The sequence below is a fragment of the Bacillus sp. FSL W8-0223 genome, from assembly GCF_038006805.1.
Taxonomy (GTDB): domain Bacteria; phylum Bacillota; class Bacilli; order Bacillales; family DSM-4216; genus Bacillus_O; species Bacillus_O smithii.
The window spans coordinates 2827845-2844928 of the sequence record NZ_JBBOVX010000001.1 but is presented as its reverse complement, the minus strand read 5'-3'; the positions used below and the strand labels follow the sequence as shown (position 1 = coordinate 2844928).

At 42.1% G+C, this 17084-nt stretch carries 16 protein-coding genes and 1 riboswitch; of the genes, 9 read left to right on the top strand and 7 right to left on the bottom strand.

Annotated features, from left to right (window positions below; genetic code table 11):
* Positions 1-248: 248 nt before the first annotated feature.
* Both ahlS and NST81_RS13660 read left to right on the top strand, forming a co-directional pair.
* Complete coding sequence (ahlS, locus tag NST81_RS13665) at positions 249-1097, top strand: AhlS family quorum-quenching N-acyl homoserine lactonase (RefSeq protein WP_341030082.1); 849 nt, start codon at positions 249-251, stop codon at positions 1095-1097.
* A 17-nt stretch (positions 1098-1114) separates the two neighbouring features.
* Positions 1115-2239 carry a zinc-dependent alcohol dehydrogenase family protein gene (locus tag NST81_RS13660; protein WP_048623875.1) on the top strand — a complete coding sequence of 375 codons (1125 nt, stop codon included), beginning with the start codon at positions 1115-1117 and terminating at the stop codon, positions 2237-2239.
* Between the two features lie 116 nt (positions 2240-2355).
* Here the strand turns inward: NST81_RS13660 and NST81_RS13655 are convergent, their stop codons facing one another.
* The gene (locus NST81_RS13655) at positions 2356-2601 is read right to left on the bottom strand and encodes a DUF6154 family protein (RefSeq protein WP_003352715.1); all 246 of its coding nucleotides are present in this window, start codon (positions 2599-2601) and stop codon (positions 2356-2358) included.
* Between the two features lie 238 nt (positions 2602-2839).
* Here NST81_RS13655 and NST81_RS13650 point away from each other — a divergent pair, with 238 nt between their 5' ends.
* The gene (locus tag NST81_RS13650; RefSeq protein ID WP_341030081.1) at positions 2840-3184 is read left to right on the top strand and encodes a hydrolase; all 345 of its coding nucleotides are present in this window, start codon (positions 2840-2842) and stop codon (positions 3182-3184) included.
* 77 nt (positions 3185-3261) lie between these two features.
* Positions 3262-3744, top strand: coding sequence for an RNA deprotection pyrophosphohydrolase (gene ytkD, locus NST81_RS13645; protein ID WP_003352721.1), 483 nt, complete (start codon positions 3262-3264; stop codon positions 3742-3744).
* Here ytkD and NST81_RS13640 read toward each other — a convergent pair.
* From NST81_RS13640 to NST81_RS13630, 3 genes are read right to left on the bottom strand one after another with little or no spacing between them, the layout of a single operon-like run.
* A complete protein-coding gene (locus tag NST81_RS13640) occupies positions 3741-4550 on the bottom strand; it encodes an ABC transporter permease (protein WP_048623873.1) in 810 nt (269 codons plus the stop codon). The two genes, ytkD and NST81_RS13640, sit on opposite strands and share 4 nt — an antisense overlap.
* A complete protein-coding gene (locus NST81_RS13635; protein WP_327823836.1) occupies positions 4537-5307 on the bottom strand; it encodes an ABC transporter ATP-binding protein in 771 nt (256 codons plus the stop codon). The genes NST81_RS13640 and NST81_RS13635 overlap by 14 nt, the downstream gene beginning before the upstream one ends.
* A 13-nt stretch (positions 5308-5320) precedes the next feature.
* Entirely contained in the window at positions 5321-6331 is a 1011-nt protein-coding gene (locus tag NST81_RS13630; RefSeq protein ID WP_003352724.1) for an ABC transporter substrate-binding protein, read from the bottom strand.
* A 331-nt stretch (positions 6332-6662) separates the two neighbouring features.
* On the opposite strand from NST81_RS13630, the gene NST81_RS13625 reads away from it, so the two are divergent.
* Both NST81_RS13625 and NST81_RS13620 read left to right on the top strand, forming a co-directional pair.
* Positions 6663-7388, top strand: a complete 726-nt coding sequence (locus NST81_RS13625; protein ID WP_244878074.1) for an alpha/beta hydrolase family protein — start codon at positions 6663-6665, stop codon at positions 7386-7388.
* 45 nt (positions 7389-7433) lie between these two features.
* Positions 7434-7676 (top strand): DUF2584 domain-containing protein, encoded by a 243-nt coding sequence (locus NST81_RS13620; protein WP_003352726.1) that lies wholly within the window; start codon positions 7434-7436, stop codon positions 7674-7676.
* Positions 7677-8591: 915 nt separating this feature from the next.
* On the opposite strand, the gene pckA is transcribed toward NST81_RS13620, so the two are convergent.
* Complete coding sequence (pckA, locus tag NST81_RS13615) at positions 8592-10175, bottom strand: phosphoenolpyruvate carboxykinase (ATP) (protein ID WP_341030080.1); 1584 nt, start codon at positions 10173-10175, stop codon at positions 8592-8594.
* 365 nt (positions 10176-10540) lie between these two features.
* Positions 10541-10722: riboswitch (SAM riboswitch) on the top strand.
* A gap of 287 nt (positions 10723-11009) precedes the next feature.
* On the opposite strand from pckA, the gene metK reads away from it, so the two are divergent.
* A complete protein-coding gene (metK, locus tag NST81_RS13610; RefSeq protein WP_048623869.1) occupies positions 11010-12212 on the top strand; it encodes a methionine adenosyltransferase in 1203 nt (400 codons plus the stop codon).
* A 364-nt stretch (positions 12213-12576) separates the two neighbouring features.
* Positions 12577-14466 (top strand): asparagine synthase (glutamine-hydrolyzing), encoded by a 1890-nt coding sequence (gene asnB / locus NST81_RS13605; RefSeq protein ID WP_048623868.1) that lies wholly within the window; start codon positions 12577-12579, stop codon positions 14464-14466.
* 14 nt (positions 14467-14480) lie between these two features.
* Here the strand turns inward: asnB and NST81_RS13600 are convergent, their stop codons facing one another.
* Both NST81_RS13600 and NST81_RS13595 read right to left on the bottom strand, forming a co-directional pair.
* Positions 14481-15320 carry a C39 family peptidase gene (locus tag NST81_RS13600; protein WP_082142330.1) on the bottom strand — a complete coding sequence of 280 codons (840 nt, stop codon included), beginning with the start codon at positions 15318-15320 and terminating at the stop codon, positions 14481-14483.
* A gap of 129 nt (positions 15321-15449) precedes the next feature.
* Positions 15450-15971: a gamma carbonic anhydrase gene (locus NST81_RS13595; protein ID WP_003353834.1), complete on the bottom strand. Its 522-nt coding sequence runs from the start codon at positions 15969-15971 to the stop codon at positions 15450-15452.
* Positions 15972-16273: 302 nt separating this feature from the next.
* Here NST81_RS13595 and NST81_RS13590 point away from each other — a divergent pair, with 302 nt between their 5' ends.
* On the top strand, positions 16274-17083 hold the full coding sequence (locus NST81_RS13590) for an alpha/beta fold hydrolase (RefSeq protein WP_048623866.1): 810 nt from the start codon (positions 16274-16276) through the stop codon (positions 17081-17083).
* Position 17084 lies beyond the last annotated feature (1 nt).

The following is a 17084-nucleotide window of genomic DNA, read 5'->3' as shown; positions in this document are numbered from 1 at the left end:
CACTTTATATTTAATTATTAGATAATTTATGTAATAATGAATTAAAAGAATAGACCGAATTGAACAAAAGAGTGATTTGATTTGCATCTGGTGGAGGAAAAAATGACGGACGGTTTTAGTGATCCTAATCGGGGGTGATAAAAGGATAAGGGAAAGGATAGCTGAAATTTAGAGGATTATTGAATGTATTGGATTCGTTGGGAAAATGAAAGAGCCGTCAGTAAATACGGAAAGATAGAGGTGCTGTGATGACGAATTTTGTGAAAGCGCATTCTAAACTATATGTGCTGGATAATGGCCGAATGAAAATGGATAAAAACTTTATGGTTGCCATGCATAATCCGGCTACTGTAGATCATCCAAACCAGCCTGCGGAATTTATTGAGTTTCCGATTTATACCGTACTGATCGATCATCCGGAAGGAAAAATTTTGTTTGATACCGCTTGCAATCCGAACTCAATGGGAGTGAAAGGGCGCTGGGAAGAAATGACCCAAAAGACCTTTCCTTGGGAAGCGAGCGAAGAATGCTATTTACATAACCGGCTGGAACAGTTGAAAGTGCGTCCTGAAGATATCCGATACGTTGTAGCTTCTCATTTGCATTTGGACCATGCCGGCTGCTTGGAAATGTTTACAAATGCGACGATTATCGTTCATGAAGATGAATTGAACGGTGCTTTAAGATGTTATGCTGAGCATCAAAAAGGCGGCGCCTATATTTGGGCTGATATTGATGCTTGGATCAAAAACCATCTGCAGTGGAAGACCATCGGCAGAAATGAGGACCAGCTTAAATTGGCGGAAGATGTGACGCTTTTGAACTTTGGCAGCGGCCATGCTTGGGGGATGTTAGGTCTGCATGTTCAACTGCCGTGTACGGGAGGAATTATTTTAGCTTCCGATGCTGTCTATTCAGCTGAAAATTATGGCACTCCCATCAAAGTTCCGGGAATTATTTATGATTCTTTAGGTTATGTAAAAGCAGTGGAAAAAATTAAAAGATTGGCGAAAGAAACCAATTCTCAAGTATGGTTTGGCCACGACAGCCAACAATTTCAATCATTTATTAAGTCTACTGAAGGATATTATGAATAGGGAGATGTACTAGCAAAATGAAGACAAAATCAGCCGTATTGTATGAGTTGGGATTATCACGTCCGTATGCAGAAAGCCAGCCTTTGAAAATAAGAGAATTGGAGCTGGATCCGCCGAAAAGGGGAGAAATCCTGGTAAGAATCAAAGCGGCTGGATTATGCCACTCAGACTTATCTGTGATTAACGGCGACAGACCAAGGCCTACACCAATGGCACTGGGACATGAAGCAGCAGGAATTGTAGAAAAAGTCGGAGAAGGGGTAGACGATTTACAAGAAGGCGATCATGTAGTTTGTGTCTTTGTTCCTAGTTGCGGACATTGTCTGCCCTGTCAGGAAGGTCGGCCGGCTTTATGCGAAAAAGGAGCCGAAACAAATAATCAAGGTACTCTATTGAGCGGTGAAAGAAGACTGCATGAAAACGGTTCAGATATTCATCACCATCTCGGCGTTTCGGCTTTTTCTGAATATGTAGTGGTTGCCAGAAATTCAGTTGTAAAAGTGGATAAGGATGTACCGTTTGAACGATTGGCATTATTCGGATGTGCGGTGATGACCGGAGTCGGAGCAGTAGTGAATACCGCAAAAGTACAGATGGGAAGCACCGTGGCGATTGTCGGGTTGGGCGGAGTCGGTTTGAGCGCCCTTTTAGGCGCGGTGGCATCTGGTGCGAGAAAGATCGTCGCCATTGATCTGAATCAAGAAAAGCTGGAATTCGCCAAACAGCTTGGTGCGACGGATGTTTTCAATGCAGGAGATGAGCATGTAGTAGAAAACGTGAAGGCCGCTACTGACGGAGGGGTTGATTATGCGTTTGAAACGGCAGGAGCGGTACCGGCCATGGATACGGCTTATAAAATTACCAGAAGAGGTGGAACGACGATTACAACCGGTCTTCCTCACCCTTCGCACAAGTTTTCATTCACGCAAGTGACTTTAACGGCAGAGGAAAGAACGATGAAAGGTTCTTATGTCGGAAGCTGCGTTCCTTCCAGAGATATTCCGAGATTTATTGATATGTATAAACAAGGGAAACTGCCGATTGATAAACTTCTTAGCGGCACTATTCCTTTGGAGCAAATCAATGAAGGATTTGACCGCTTAAGCAATGGTGAAGTCAACAGGCTGGTTGTCCTCCCATAATAGGAAATTTGCAATCAGCACTAATCGAAAACACATGATGACGTCTTGCGATTTTTTACCGGGCGTCATCATGTGCTTTTTTTTGTGGACCGTAAAGTCATGGCTTATGTAACCAATTAGTGGAAATTGTGCTTTCCTTTTAACAGCTGTTCATCTTCCTGAGCAAATTTTTCCTTTAATTCTTCAAATAAATATAATCGAAAAAAATATTCCAGTTCTGGATCGGGCAAATCGTGGATGATATCCAGCAGTTCTTTTCGAGACAAATGTTCTAAAACGGATAACGTAATCATATCTAAGTCTTCTTCCGTTCCTTGCAAGCGCCCTCGATACAGTTCGTATAATTCATCGACTAATTTCATATGGAAAGCCTCCTTTACCTTTGGATTCCAAAAGCTTTTATGCAAGCATTCTTCTCCATTTTTTCCGTTTGCTGATGATTTATTCCGAGCGATGGAGAATGGCGGATTTTTAACTTTCCACTTCTTTTTCTTTCTTAGCGTTAAAAGGTTGTGAAAAGAGCAAATAGAAATGCTTGTATATTATAAGAGCGAGTGGAAAAAAGTAAAAATGAGAAATAGGAAAAGAGGAGGATATCATTTGGCCGGTGAGAAAAAAACTTACTATGTACATGTCGGGAATGGAGAGATTCTCACAACATCCCAGGATTCCCCATGGAATTATCGGATTTTTGCCACAGACGAAGAAATTACTCGTTTGCGCGAAATATTTGAATCGAATTATTCGGTAGAATGGCAAAATTTTTTCCGCAGCCACGCCCCGTATGTTCAATACCATTACGATCGGGAAAATGATGCCTATGACCGAAATCTTCGCAAAATCTATGAAATGATTTATCAATTGGGCGATGATGAGGCCAAAAATCATATCGAACAAATAGGGATTTTGGATGGCAGCTATTGGGACGAAAAAGGGGATTTGTAACGAATAGAAGGAATGCGAAACGATTCATTCCACGGTATAATATCGGTAAAACCAAGAAAATCGAGTGTGACCAAAAAATGAAGAAGTTTTACGATCAAAACGGATATGAAGTGCAGCTTTGTTTTTCTCAAAATGCTTTTACCATCCCTCCAAAGCATGTTCTTGTTCTATGCCGATACGACGATAGCTGGCTTTTGACCAATCATCCGAAAAGGGGATTGGAATTTCCAGGTGGAAAAATCGAAGAAGGAGAAACGGTGCAAGAGGCCGCCAAAAGGGAAGTTTGGGAAGAAACAGGCGGCCTGTTGAACAACCATTTGCTCTATTTGGGTGAATATTTGGTCAAAGATCCTATAAAGCCTTTTGTAAAAGCGATATGCTACGGCATGATTGATTCGTTGGTTCCTAAAAAGGATTATTTGGAAACAGACGGCCCGGTCTTAATAAAAGGGGACTTGAATCGGTATTTGAACTCAAGTAAATTCAGCTTTTTGATGAAAGACGATGTGGTGCAGCAAACGCTGCGTTATTTGAAACAATCGCAGGGCATTTCTTTTTAGTTTCGATTCTTGGCCGTTAATTTTTCCAACACGGCTACTGCTTGATACATAATGGCTGCCAATACGGCAATGATCAATAACGACATGAGTACAAGCGTAAAGTCAAATACTTGGAACCCGTAAATGATTAAATAACCGAGTCCTTCGTTGGAAACAAGATATTCTCCGACAATCACGCCTACCCATGATAGACCGACATTTACTTTCAAAGTAGAGATGATCGCGGGGAGGCTGGATGGAAAAACAGCTTCTTGAAAGATTTGTTTCCGGGTGGCTCCGAACGTCTGCAATACTTTCAAGTAGTTTGGATCCACTTCCCGAAAGGACGTATATACGACGATGGTGGTGATGATGACGGAAACCACTGCTCCCATCGTGATGATGGAAGTAAAACCAGGGCCTAACGCGACGATGAGAATCGGGCCAAGAGCTACTTTAGGCAGAGCGTTTAACACAACGAGGTAAGGATCCAAAATCTTGGAAAGAAGAGGAGACCACCACAAAATAGTGGCAAGTATCGTGCCGGCTAAAGTCCCGATGATAAATCCCGCCGCTGTTTCTGTTAAAGTAACGACCATATGGTGAAACAAGGAAGCATCGCTGATTTTATTGAGAAGCAAATGCCAAATTTTAGAGGGAGAGCTGAAGATCAGCGGATCCACCCATTCCCGGCGGCTGGCGACTTCCCAGATCGTGAAAAAGGCGAGAAATAATAGGATCTGGCATATGGTGATGAACCGTTTTTCCTTTTTGATTTTTAATTTATAGTTCTGATGCAGTGAGGAAATGCGATCATCTATTTTCAAGACTTTCCAACTCCTTCCATATTTCTTGGAAAAACGGTGTAAAGGATAAATGGTTTCTTGCTTCGAGCGGAGAAAGGGATCTCAGTTCATCCGGCACTTCAAAGACTTTATGGATTCGTCCGGGACCTTTGGAAAATAGATAGATCCTGTCGCTCATACAAATCGCTTCGCCAATATCGTGTGTCACTAAAATAGCCGTTTTTTGAAAAGACTTTAGCGTTTGGAAAACTAAATCCTCAAGCTTCAGTTTTGTTTGATAATCTAAGGCAGAAAAAGGTTCATCTAATAACAGCAGTTTCGGATTGACTGCCAATGTTCGGACTAGTGCCACTCTTTGCCGCATTCCCCCCGACAGCTGCCGAGGTGTTTGATTGCGAACGTTTTTTAATCCCATTTGCTCCAAAAGGGATAGGGCGTTTGCTTTACTCGTTTCGTTTAATTGTTTCATTACTTTTAAGCCGAGCAGAACGTTTTGTTCAATGGTTTTCCAAGGAAATAAGTAATCTTGCTGAAGCATATAACCGATGGTATTTTTTAAATTTTTTGGATGTTGTCCGTCCACATAAATCGTTCCATACGTCGGGGTCATCAGTCCTGCGATGAGCGATAGGAGGGTTGTTTTCCCGCAGCCGCTCGGCCCTAATAAAGAAATAAATTCGCCTTCCTCCACGGTCATTTGAATATTATGAACAGCTTCGAAAGCTGCTTCGGGGGTAAAGTAAGTATGAGAGACATGATCGATTTCGACGAAACTCAAGAATAGCCCCTCCTTAATCTTTTATGGCTTTCTCGGCAAATGAAGTGTTTACAAGAGTTTTGTAATCTACTTGCTTAGGAAGTTCACCGGCTTCCTTCATGATCGATTGCAAATGATTCCATTCTTTTGGATCGAGTATTGGATCAGTTGCATAAGTTCCTTGATTTTTATACCGATCAATCGCTTTCGCGAGCATATCGGTATCCGTATCTTTAAAATAAGGGTGGATGACTTGCGCAATTTCTTTCGAGTTATGGTCAGCGACCCATTGCTGAGCTTGGTAGATGGCACGGGTAAATTTAGAAACAGCAGATTGGTGAGATTCCATATAGCTTTTTGTCGCCATGTAAGAAGTATACGGAACATGGCCTGATTCTTTTCCGAACGAAGCGACGATGTATCCTTTTCCTTCTTTTTCAAAAATGGAGGCTTGAGGTTCAAATAATTGTACGAAGTCTCCGGTGCCGGAAGCGAATGCGTTCGGGATGTTGGCATAGTCGATATTTTGTATCAGATGGAGATCTTTATGCGGGTCAATTCCGTTTTTCTTTAACACGTATTCTCCGACCATTTGCGGCATACCGCCTTTACGTTGCCCGAGAAAACGGGAGTCTTTTAATTGGCTCCATGTAAAGTGATCTATCTTCTTCCTGGAAATGAGGAACGTTCCGTCTGTTTGGGTCAATTGAGCAAAATTAATAACTGGGTTTTTAGAGCCGCGAGTGTAGACATAAATCGATGTTTCCGAGCCTACAAGCCCGATATCTGTACCGCCCGACAACAGAGCGGTCATCGTTTTGTCGCCGCCCCAAGTGGTTTTTAACTGTACGTCCAATCCTTCTTTTTTAAAAAAGCCTTTGGCGAGCGCAACGTATTGGGGGGCATAGAAAACCGATCGTGTCACTTCTGCAACTCTTATTTTTTCTGTTTTTTGAGTTGTTTCATTCGATTGGCAAGCACTTAACCCAATGATTAACACGGCAGCAAAGAGAATGGAAAACGACATTTTAAACGTACTCGACATGGACAATGCCTCCTTTAGTCATTTTATAGTACGTTTGATTCATCCTATTTTATGATGACGGCAAAAAATGTGTGAACGCCCATTTTGAAATGCGTTGCAAGAAAAGCTGTACAATGGGCGAATAGGATGTGCCGTTTTTTGCCTCAATTTCCAAAAAACAGTAATTTATCAGTTTTAGTACAAAGTACATAGGATCGTGGAAACAAATTCTTGGAGTTGAACAAAAAACGGCTGCAAGCAAGAGAACGGGAAAGGTGGTGGTAACGTGCAAGATGGTCAGATCATTGAACGATATGTTTTTCCTTCTCCTAGTCCAAATGTGAATCTTTTTATGATTACCTATTGGTCAAGCGGTTTAAGGGTGAAAGGGTTGCTTGCGGTGCCGAAAAAAGAAGGTCTGTATGATGGATTATTATACTTGCGGGGCGGGATCAAAAGCGTCGGTATGGTTCGACCGGCCCGAATCGCGCAATTTGCTTCGGAAGGATTTGTTGTATTTGCACCTTTTTACAGGGGAAATCAAGGAGGAGAAGGAAATGAAGATTTCGCGGGAAAAGATCGTGAAGATGCTTTTTCCGGTTTTGAATTGTTAAAAAGAAATCCGAAGGTGGATCCTAACCGAATTCATATTTTCGGCTTTTCCCGCGGCGGTGTTATGGCACTGCTGACAGCGATTGAAAAACGGGATGCTGCTTCGGTCGTTTCATGGGGCGGGGTAACAGATATGGAATTAACTTATGAAGAGCGGAAGGACTTAAGAAGGATGATGAAAAGGGTGATCGGCGGAAGTCCGAAAAAAGTGCCAGAAGAATATAAGTGGAGAACACCTATCTATCATTTAGAAAATCTTTGTTGTCCAGTGTTGATCATACACGGGGGAAAAGATCAAAATGTATCAATTGAACACGCTTACCGCTTGGAAAAAAGACTGAAAGAATTGGGAAAACGTGTGACTACTTGGTATTTTCCGAACTTCACTCATTATTTTCCGCCCGCAATGAACCGCAAAATGGTGACATCCTCTTGTCAATGGATGAAAAATCAGGTCCTGTCGTGATAGGATAAGGGAGAGAACGATATTTTCATTGGGAGGGCATAAACGATGGGAATGCCGCTGGAACTGAATACAATGATTGTGACAAAAGGAAATGAGGAAAGAGTGGGAGGAAATCTATTTCAGTTAAGAAAAAAAGGGTATCGTCTTTATCCGCTGCATGTACCTGTTCCTGTCAAAAAAACGTTGGATGGCGATATTTCAGGTACCGCTGTGATTGAAAAAGTAGTGTGGGAAAATCAGGAAACTCTCATCACATACAGGCTTATTGCTTTAAACTCCACGAACTGAAAAAATCAATAGACTGTTCACCTTTTCAAAGGCAGAAAATAAGGGGTTGCGCAACAGCACCCTTATTTTTTATGTGCGCCCGGCATGTACATGAACTATAGGGTGTAAGTCCCGAACCCCGAAGACAGAAGTAGAGGTTAGCCAAGAGCAAGGGTGTCCGTGGTGACGCGGAATCTGAAGGAAGCTGGAGGCAAAACACCGGTCCGAGGAACACGAACCTCATATAAGGCTAGGTATGATTGAGTGAGTTTGCATAACAAAACAAAGCTCTTTCTGTCGAAGGTCATATCGAGTAAATGAGGCGGATAGATGGTGTGAAAGTGCATGTACTTACCCGGGGAGGTCTGGCGGATATGTGAAGTACTCTTCATAACCTACTTAGTGATAAGTAGCTGAACCGTCAGAAGTCAGCAGAGGTCATAGTATTAGTTGGTCTAGAACAACTAAGAAGGACCGAACAATTAAGAGAGAATAGCCCTTGGTATTCAGTGAGTCATGATGAACACAGAAAACGTAGTACCTCACTTGAGGGAGGAAGCGGTGAATCCCGTGGGAGACCTCTTGGAGGGTGGAGTGACCACTGGCATAAAGAGAACAGCTATTCACGGAAGTTATAAAGACTTGCGTCAATTATCTTAATTGAACCGCCGTATACGGAACCGTACGTACGGTGGTGTGAGAGGACGGGAGTTAATCGCTCCCTCCTACTCGATTTCTAATCATTTTTTAAACATCTTCCAACTGATCTACGAAGTGCATGGACCGTGTTGGTGATGGGGCATTTTGAAAGGAAAAATGGACCAAAATGATCATAAAAGCAACTATCCCCTTCTTCCGCAAGAAAATTCTTGCGGGGGAAGGGGATGTTTGACGTTGGATCTCGGTATTATTGGATATCTTTCAAACGGCCGATCTTTATTGAATAGGTCCACCCAATTTTTCAATTTCTGCGGGTACATTGGTAAATTTCTTAAAGTTTTCGCGGAAGCGGGCTGCCAATTCCAGTGCTTTTTCTTCATATGCTTTTTCATCCTGCCATGTTTTTTTCGGCAGCAATACTTCGTCCGGCACTCCCGGAACATGAAGAGGGATCTCCAGCCCGAAAATTTCGTCTTTCTGAGTTTCGGTATTAGCTAGTTCGCCTTCTAAAGCGGCTTGAACCATTGCACGTGTATAGGATAGTTTCATTCGGGATCCGACGCCGTATTCTCCGCCTGTCCATCCGGTATTGACCAAATAGACTTGCACATTATGTTCATCGATTTTTTCGCCGAGCATTTCTGCGTATCGTGTAGCCGGAAGAGGCAAGAATGGCGCTCCAAAGCATGTGGAGAATGTTGCTTCAGGCGAGGTAACGCCCCTTTCCGTACCGGCTAATTTGGATGTGTATCCGCTTAGAAAATGGTACATGGCCTGTTCTTTTGTCAATTTGCTGATAGGGGGCAGAACACCGAAAGCGTCTGCGGTCAAAAAGATAATCGTGTTTGGATGACCTGCAATACTTGGAACGACAATATTATCGATCGCGTCAATTGGATAGGCGGCACGAGTATTTTCTGTCAAAGAAGAGTCGTTATAATCCGGAATCCGAGTATTTTCATCTAATACTACATTTTCAAGAACGGACCCAAAGCGGATCGCATGATAAATTTGCGGTTCCTTTTCTTTAGAAAGCCCGATGCATTTTGCATAGCAGCCGCCCTCGATATTAAAGACTCCTGTAGATGACCATCCGTGCTCGTCATCTCCTATTAAACGGCGGTTCGGGTCTGTGGATAAAGTAGTTTTTCCCGTTCCAGAAAGCCCGAAGAACAGAGCAACGTCTCCTTCAAAACCGACATTGGCCGAGCAGTGCATCGATAAGACGCCGGATTCCGGCAAGAGGTAATTCATGATCGAAAAAATGGATTTCTTCATTTCTCCGGCGTATTCAGTTCCGCCAATCAATATGACTTTGCGTTCAAAAGAGATAATGATAAAGGTTTCTGATCTCGTTCCGTCAACTTCAGGATCAGCTTTAAAATTAGGGGCTGAAAGAATGGTAAATTCCGCCTGATGACCTGCTAATTCTTCTTCCGTCGGACGGATAAAAAGCTGATGGGCAAAAAGATTATGCCATGCGTATTCATTGATTACTTGAATCGGAAGGCGATGAGATGGATCGGCGCCGGCGAATCCTTTAAATACGAAAATTTCTTCTTGTTCTTTTAAGTAACGAATGACTTTATGGTATAATTTATCAAAAACTTCTGGAGAAATCGGCTGGTTCACCGGTCCCCAGTCTATTTTGTCTTTGGTTGATGGCTCTTTTACAATGTATTTGTCTTTTGGTGATCTCCCGGTATATTTTCCGGTTTGAGCGCGAACGGCGCCGGAAGAAGTTAATACGCCTTCTTTTCTGGAAAGGACTTTTTCCACCAGTTGTGGGACAGATAATTGAACATGGACATTGGATCCCTTAACTAATTCCAAAATTTCATTTGAAATGACAGAATTCATAAATAATAACCATCCTTTTGTTTTTATTTTTAGATGTTATTTTCGAGTTCACTTAAGAAATAGTATAACACTTTTATTCGATTAGTCTATACTATTTATCGTAAATTTTTGTCTATTTTTTTTCATCTTTTCCTTAATTGGCATGCCTATTCTATACTATATAAAAGGAAGAAAAAAGGGAGAAACAGGATATGATTCAGAGTTTTTTGGTTCAGGTTTTAATGAGTCCGTTTAAACCGTCTGTTGCGACGGGTTTAAAATAGAATTTATTTCTATTTCAGGAAGAAAACATTGCGTCAACGGAAAGACAAAATTTTGTTGACACCCGTTTGGTTTCTACGTTATAGTTTAACATTGAACGGATACTCTTATCCTGAGTTGGCGGAGGGACAGGCCCGATGAAACCCGGCAACCTTCTCAACGACAAGCGATGATTTTGAAGCCGTCAGGTAAAAGGACATGCTTCTTATGTCGTACCGGCGACGCGAGGGGCTTGTGAGAAAGGTGCTAACCTGATGCAAGGTGTAAATACCTTGAACGATAAGAGTGAAAGGCGCATGTAACCAAAAACCTTTCCTCTGCATTCTTTTGGGAAAGGTTTTTCTTTTTGATTGAGTTTGGCGCTGGACCATTGAGATTGCCGGTCCTTTGGAAACGGGCAATCATACCATACTACGAAAGGAAACGAGTACCGTTTAAAAATAAAGCGAACATTCATTTTCAAATGTTTTGACCCCAAAAAGATAAGGCTTACTTTCTCTGTTGTCAAGACCTTAACTGGCGGGTTAAAAGAAGGAAATGGAATTGATCGAAACTGCGATAGGAGGAACTTTGATGTCAAAAAAACGCCGTCTTTTCACTTCAGAGTCTGTCACCGAAGGGCATCCAGATAAAATTTGCGACCAAATTTCTGATGCCATTCTCGATGCTATTCTCGAAAAAGACCCGAATGCAAGGGTGGCTGCTGAAACTTCAGTAACAACTGGGCTTGTGCTGGTTTCTGGAGAAATTACGACGTCTTCTTATGTGGATATTCCCAAAATTGTACGCCAAACGGTGCGGGATATTGGCTATACCCGGGCGAAATACGGTTTTGACGCAGATACTTGCGGTGTCTTGACGTCTATCGATGAACAATCTCCCGACATTGCTCAAGGGGTGGACCGCGCCCTGGAAGCAAGAGAAGGATCGATGACGGATGAAGAAATTGAAGCGATTGGCGCGGGCGACCAAGGTTTGATGTTCGGATTTGCCTGCAATGAAACGGAAGAATTAATGCCGCTTCCTATTTCTTTAGCCCATTCTTTATCCCGCCGGTTGACAAAAGTGCGCAAAGAAGGGATTATTCCTTACTTGCGTCCGGACGGAAAAACGCAAGTAACGGTTGAATATGATGAAAACGACAAGCCTGTGCGCATCGATACGATTGTCATTTCGGCCCAACATCATCCGGAAATCACGTTAGAGCAAATTCAGCGCGACATTAAAGAACATGTTATTGACCCAATTGTTCCAAAAGAATTGATCGATGATGAAACGAAATATTTCATCAATCCGACCGGCCGTTTTGTTATTGGAGGACCTCAAGGTGACGCCGGATTAACGGGACGGAAAATTATCGTAGACACTTACGGCGGCTACGCAAGACATGGTGGAGGAGCTTTTTCCGGGAAAGATCCGACGAAAGTAGACCGATCTGCAGCCTATGCTGCCCGCTATGTAGCTAAAAATATTGTGGCAGCTGGACTGGCAGAAAAGTGTGAAGTACAGCTTGCTTATGCGATTGGGGTAGCTCAGCCGGTATCGATTTCCATCGATACATTCGGAACTGGAGCTGTATCAGAAGATGTATTGGTAGACGTCGTGAGAAAGAACTTCGACCTGCGTCCAGCTGGAATTATCAAAATGCTTGATCTGCGTCGCCCAATTTACAAACAAACAGCTGCATACGGCCATTTCGGACGCACCGATTTGGACCTTCCTTGGGAAAAAACAGATAAAGCCCAAACGCTTCGCGAACAAGCATTAAATCAATAGACAAATGTACAGGAGTTACACTTTTAGCTGTAGCTCCTTTTTCATTTGAACGTGAAGATTATTTAATGAATCCAAATATTGTGGCCATCTATAGTGGAGAATAAATGGTACAATTGATGAATCATCGTGAAAAAGGGGATACTTATACAACATTCCAATAGGCAAACTCTCCTACAACTAGAAAAGGACTGATAAAAAATTCGACTTTTGAACTTGGACGCTTTTCCTGTTGAGGTATTGGAAGTGATTTGATTTTGGAACTTCCGGAATGAAATGGAAATTTTTCATGAAATAAATTCCTTGCCAAGATTCACAATTTCGTTAAACTAGTAATGTGAACTTAAATTACAGAAAGGTGATAGTCATGTGCGGCTTTATCGGTTGCGTTTATGATCATAAAGATTATCCGAAATTAACGGAAGAACAATTTAAATTAATGAACGATATCATTTATCACCGTGGTCCTGATCATGATGGATTTTATCAAGATGAACACGTTCAATTAGGATTTCGACGTTTAAGTATTATTGACCTTGAAAACGGAAACCAACCGCTGTCATTTGAAAATGAACGATATTGGATTATTTTTAATGGCGAGATCTACAATTATGTGGAATTACGGGAAGAACTTTTAAAAGAAGGCGTTGAATTTGCTACTTCGTCTGACACAGAAACCATCGTCGCTTTGTACAGCCGCCTAAAAGAAAAAGCTGTAGAAAAGCTTCGCGGTATGTTCGCTTTTGTGATCTGGGATAAAGAAGAACAAGTGTTGTTCGGTGCAAGAGATCCGTTCGGCATTAAACCATTTTTTTATAAAGAAGAAGGAGGACGTACTTTTTTTGCTTCCGAAAAGAAGAGCATTTTGCTTGCCAGTGAAGAAAGCAGCTTAAATGCGAATGCCGCTCAACATTATTTTACGTATCAATACGTTCCGGAACCTGATACATTGCATGCGGAAATTCAAAAATTGGAACCTGGCCACTATTTTATTAAAAAAGTCGGCGAAAACATGACGATTCGCCGTTATTGGAAAGCCGCTTTCCAACCGATTTACCGCGAAGAAGACGAATATGTGAAAATGGTGCGTGAGGCGCTTCTTGATTCTGTAAAAGTACACATGAGAAGCGATGTGCCTGTCGGATCCTTCCTTTCAGGGGGAATTGATTCTTCTTTTGTTGCTGCGATTGCCAAGCAATACCATCCAAAGATTAAAACATTCTCTGTCGGATTTGAACGCGATGGATATAGTGAAATTGATGTGGCTAAAGAAACAGCGGAAAAATTGGGTGTGGAAAATATTAGCTACGTGATCACACCGGAAGAATATATGAAAGAACTGCCGAAGATTATTTGGCATATGGATGATCCGCTGGCCGATCCGGCTTGTGTTCCGTTGTACTTCGTAGCTCGCGAAGCAAGAAAACATGTAACAGTCGTATTATCAGGAGAAGGAGCAGATGAACTTTTCGGCGGCTATAATATTTATCGTGAACCGCAATCGTTAGCTGTTTTTCAAAACATACCGGAAGTTGGGAAAAAATTGCTTCGATTGTTGGCTTCCATTTTGCCTGATGGTGTGAAAGGGAAAAGCTTTATTGAACGCGGAGTTACGCCGATGGAAGAACGGTACATCGGTAATGCGAAGATGTTTGGAGAAGAGGAAAAACGGAAACTATTGCGACAATATCGCGACGGCCTTGAATATACTAACATTACAAAGCCATTTTATGCAGAAACGGTCGGTTATGACGATGTCGATCGCATGCAGTATATTGATATTCATACATGGCTGCGCGGTGACATTTTGTTAAAGGCAGATAAAATGACAATGGCCCATTCTTTGGAATTGCGCGTTCCATTCCTTGATAAAGAAGTATTTGAAGTGGCGTCCAAAATTCCAACGCGCTATAAAACCGCTCATGGCACGACCAAATACATCCTTCGAAAAGCTGCAGAAGGAATTGTCCCTGATCATGTATTAAATAGAAAGAAACTGGGATTCCCGGTGCCAATTCGCCATTGGCTGAAAGCAGAAATGCATGATTGGGCTGTGACCATTATTAAAGAAAGCGAAACGGGGCATCTTATTAACAAGCAATATGTATTAGATTTACTGGAAGAACATTGCCAAGGGAAGAAAGATAACAGCCGTAAAATTTGGACCGTTCTTATTTTTATGATTTGGCATGCTGTATATGTAGAAGGCAAATATGAATTTCAAACACAAAAACAACGGGAAATGCAGCTTGTGTAATAATGGGTAAAAAACTAGGGGAGATAGGTAATGGCCTGTCTCCCCATTTGCACCCATGCTTTTTCAAAGGAGTCAATGGGTGCTTTTTGATTTTTTACATTGGTTAGTGGATCGTTAAAATACACATACTGATCGTCATAACCGGTGACTAATACCGAGTGTTCTTTATAAGTAATTTTTATTTTTCCGCTCTCCGTATGCCAAGTTTGAAACGCGCTGTCCGGCAGCTTATTGTAAGTGGTATTGATGATAACCCAAACTGGGCGGCCGTCGGAAAGATGGACTTTTAATTCTTCAAAATCCGCTCCTGTCAAATCTAATGCCTTCTTGCCTTCTGGCAAATATTTATTGGCCAGTTCCAAAATGGGCTTATGATAAACTCCCAGTCCGGGTTTAGAAAGCGTATACATATCGCCGACAAATCCGTTGTCAGGGTCGCCGAAAAAAATAAGTCCATTCTCCACTCGATAAGTGGCAGGGTTCTTTTTCACTTCTTTGGCCAGTTCCATTTTATCGACGGAGACGCCTGCTGATTGAAGGAGCATGGCCAAGCTTGTCACTTCGCATCCCCGTGGCAGTTCCGGCAATTGAGAAATGAGAGGGGAATCAAGCAAAACGCTCTCTTTTACTTTGACTGTAGAATAATGAGTCCAATGATGAAATGCTATAAGCGATTTTTGGAACGGAATCGAATATTTGACTTCATCCCGGAAAAAGACTGAAAGAAACAAGAAAAAAAGCAACGCTATTAAAACGGCCGGTTTCCATTTGTCGCGGAAATATCTTATGATAAAAAGAAGAAGGATTCCTAAACTAATGAGAAAAAAGAATAAAATCATGAAAGTAAAATTCATTCAGCACCACCTAAAACATTTTTGAGAGCACCGGATGGAAAACAAAATGGATGTTTGAATCAATACCGGCGCATGATCCTGCTTGGAAAGTGGATGGCAGGAATGGGATAATGGTTTTTGGACATACTACTAATCCTTTTGATTTTGCAGCTGCTTATAATACTGAGCTTTTTCGGCATACTCCCGGACAATTCGTTCCATTTCGCTTTTATCATGTTCATTTATGGGACGGATGACTTTGGCTGGCCGTCCGAAAGCCATTGAGTGTGGAGGGATGACTTTTCCCGGCGGTACAAGGCTGCCGGCTCCGATAAAAGCCCCTTCTCCAATTTCGGCGCGGTCGAGTATAATAGAACCCATACCGATAAGAGCCTTTTTACGAATGATGCAACTGTGCAAAATCACTTGATGGCCGATTGTCACTTCATCTTCCAATATTAATGGATTATTTGGACTTTGATGAAGTACGGAGTTGTCTTGAATATTGACTTTTTTACCGATGATCGTTGGTGCAACGTCTCCTCTGATGACGGTGTTGAACCAAACGCTGGATTCTTCGCCAATTTCAACATCTCCCGTAATGGTGACATAATCAGCGATAAAGGCAGAATCAGCGATTTTCGGCGTTTTTTCGTGATAAGGATAGATCATGACCGTTCTTGGCTCCTTTCATTGCTCCTTCTACCTTATTCTATCGAATTTTAGAAGATTTGTATAATGTGGTGTGTATCTTCCTTGCCAAATCTGTATTTTTGCTACATGATGTGAACGTTGGAGAAAATCTATCTCAGCAAGTGGCCGTAATGGATAAGAGTCGACACTGTTTGAAAAAACTTGGATTCTATAAGCGAAGTGTCGGTATTTATCAACGAAGCCGTTTAGAGAGCATGAAAGGAACAAGAAACGGAGGCAAAAGGGACCTCTAGATCTGTAAAAAAGCGAGGTTGATCAACATGTGGAAATGGGATCCCGAGGATGGACAAGGAAAGGGCGTCATTGTCATGATTCACGGCGCTTTTGAACATCATGGCAGATATGGATGGCTCATTGAAATGTGGAGAAATTCCGGTTTTCATGTAGTAATGGGCGATTTGCCCGGGCAAGGAACGACATCCAGGTCTAAGCGCGGCCATATTGAGCGTTTTGATGAATACATATCGGCAGTGAAAGAGTGGATACAGGCTGCCTACCAATTTGATTTGCCTATATTCTTGCTTGGACATAGTTTAGGAGGGCTTGTTGCCATCCGTCTATTGCAGGAAGAGCGAGTCAAACTGGCCGGGGTGATCTTGTCTTCGCCTTGTTTAGGGCTTCTGCACACGCCGCCAAAAATTCTTGATGTTCTTTCCTATGGTTTAAATTCCCTGGTGCCTTCCGTTAAATTTGCAACGGGATTATCGATTGAAATGGCGACGAGGAATAAAGAAGTACGTGAAATTGATTTAAACGATACGTTGTACGTGACAAAGGTGTCAGTCCGCTGGTACAGGGAAATGATACAGGCTGTAAAGCTTGCGTTCACAAATGTTTCGAAAATGCCTGATGTTCCATTTTTGGTCATGCAAGCAGGAGATGATAAAATTGTAGATAAGAATGAAGTGAAAAAGTGGTTTCAGCAATTGTCTCTTTCAGAAATGCATTTCAAAGAGTGGCCGAAACTGTACCATGAAATTTTTAATGAGCCGGAAAGAGAAGAGGTTTTCGCATATACGAAGAGTTTTGTCGAAAATTGCTTGCGTTCCATTGGCTATGTGGTTGATTAAA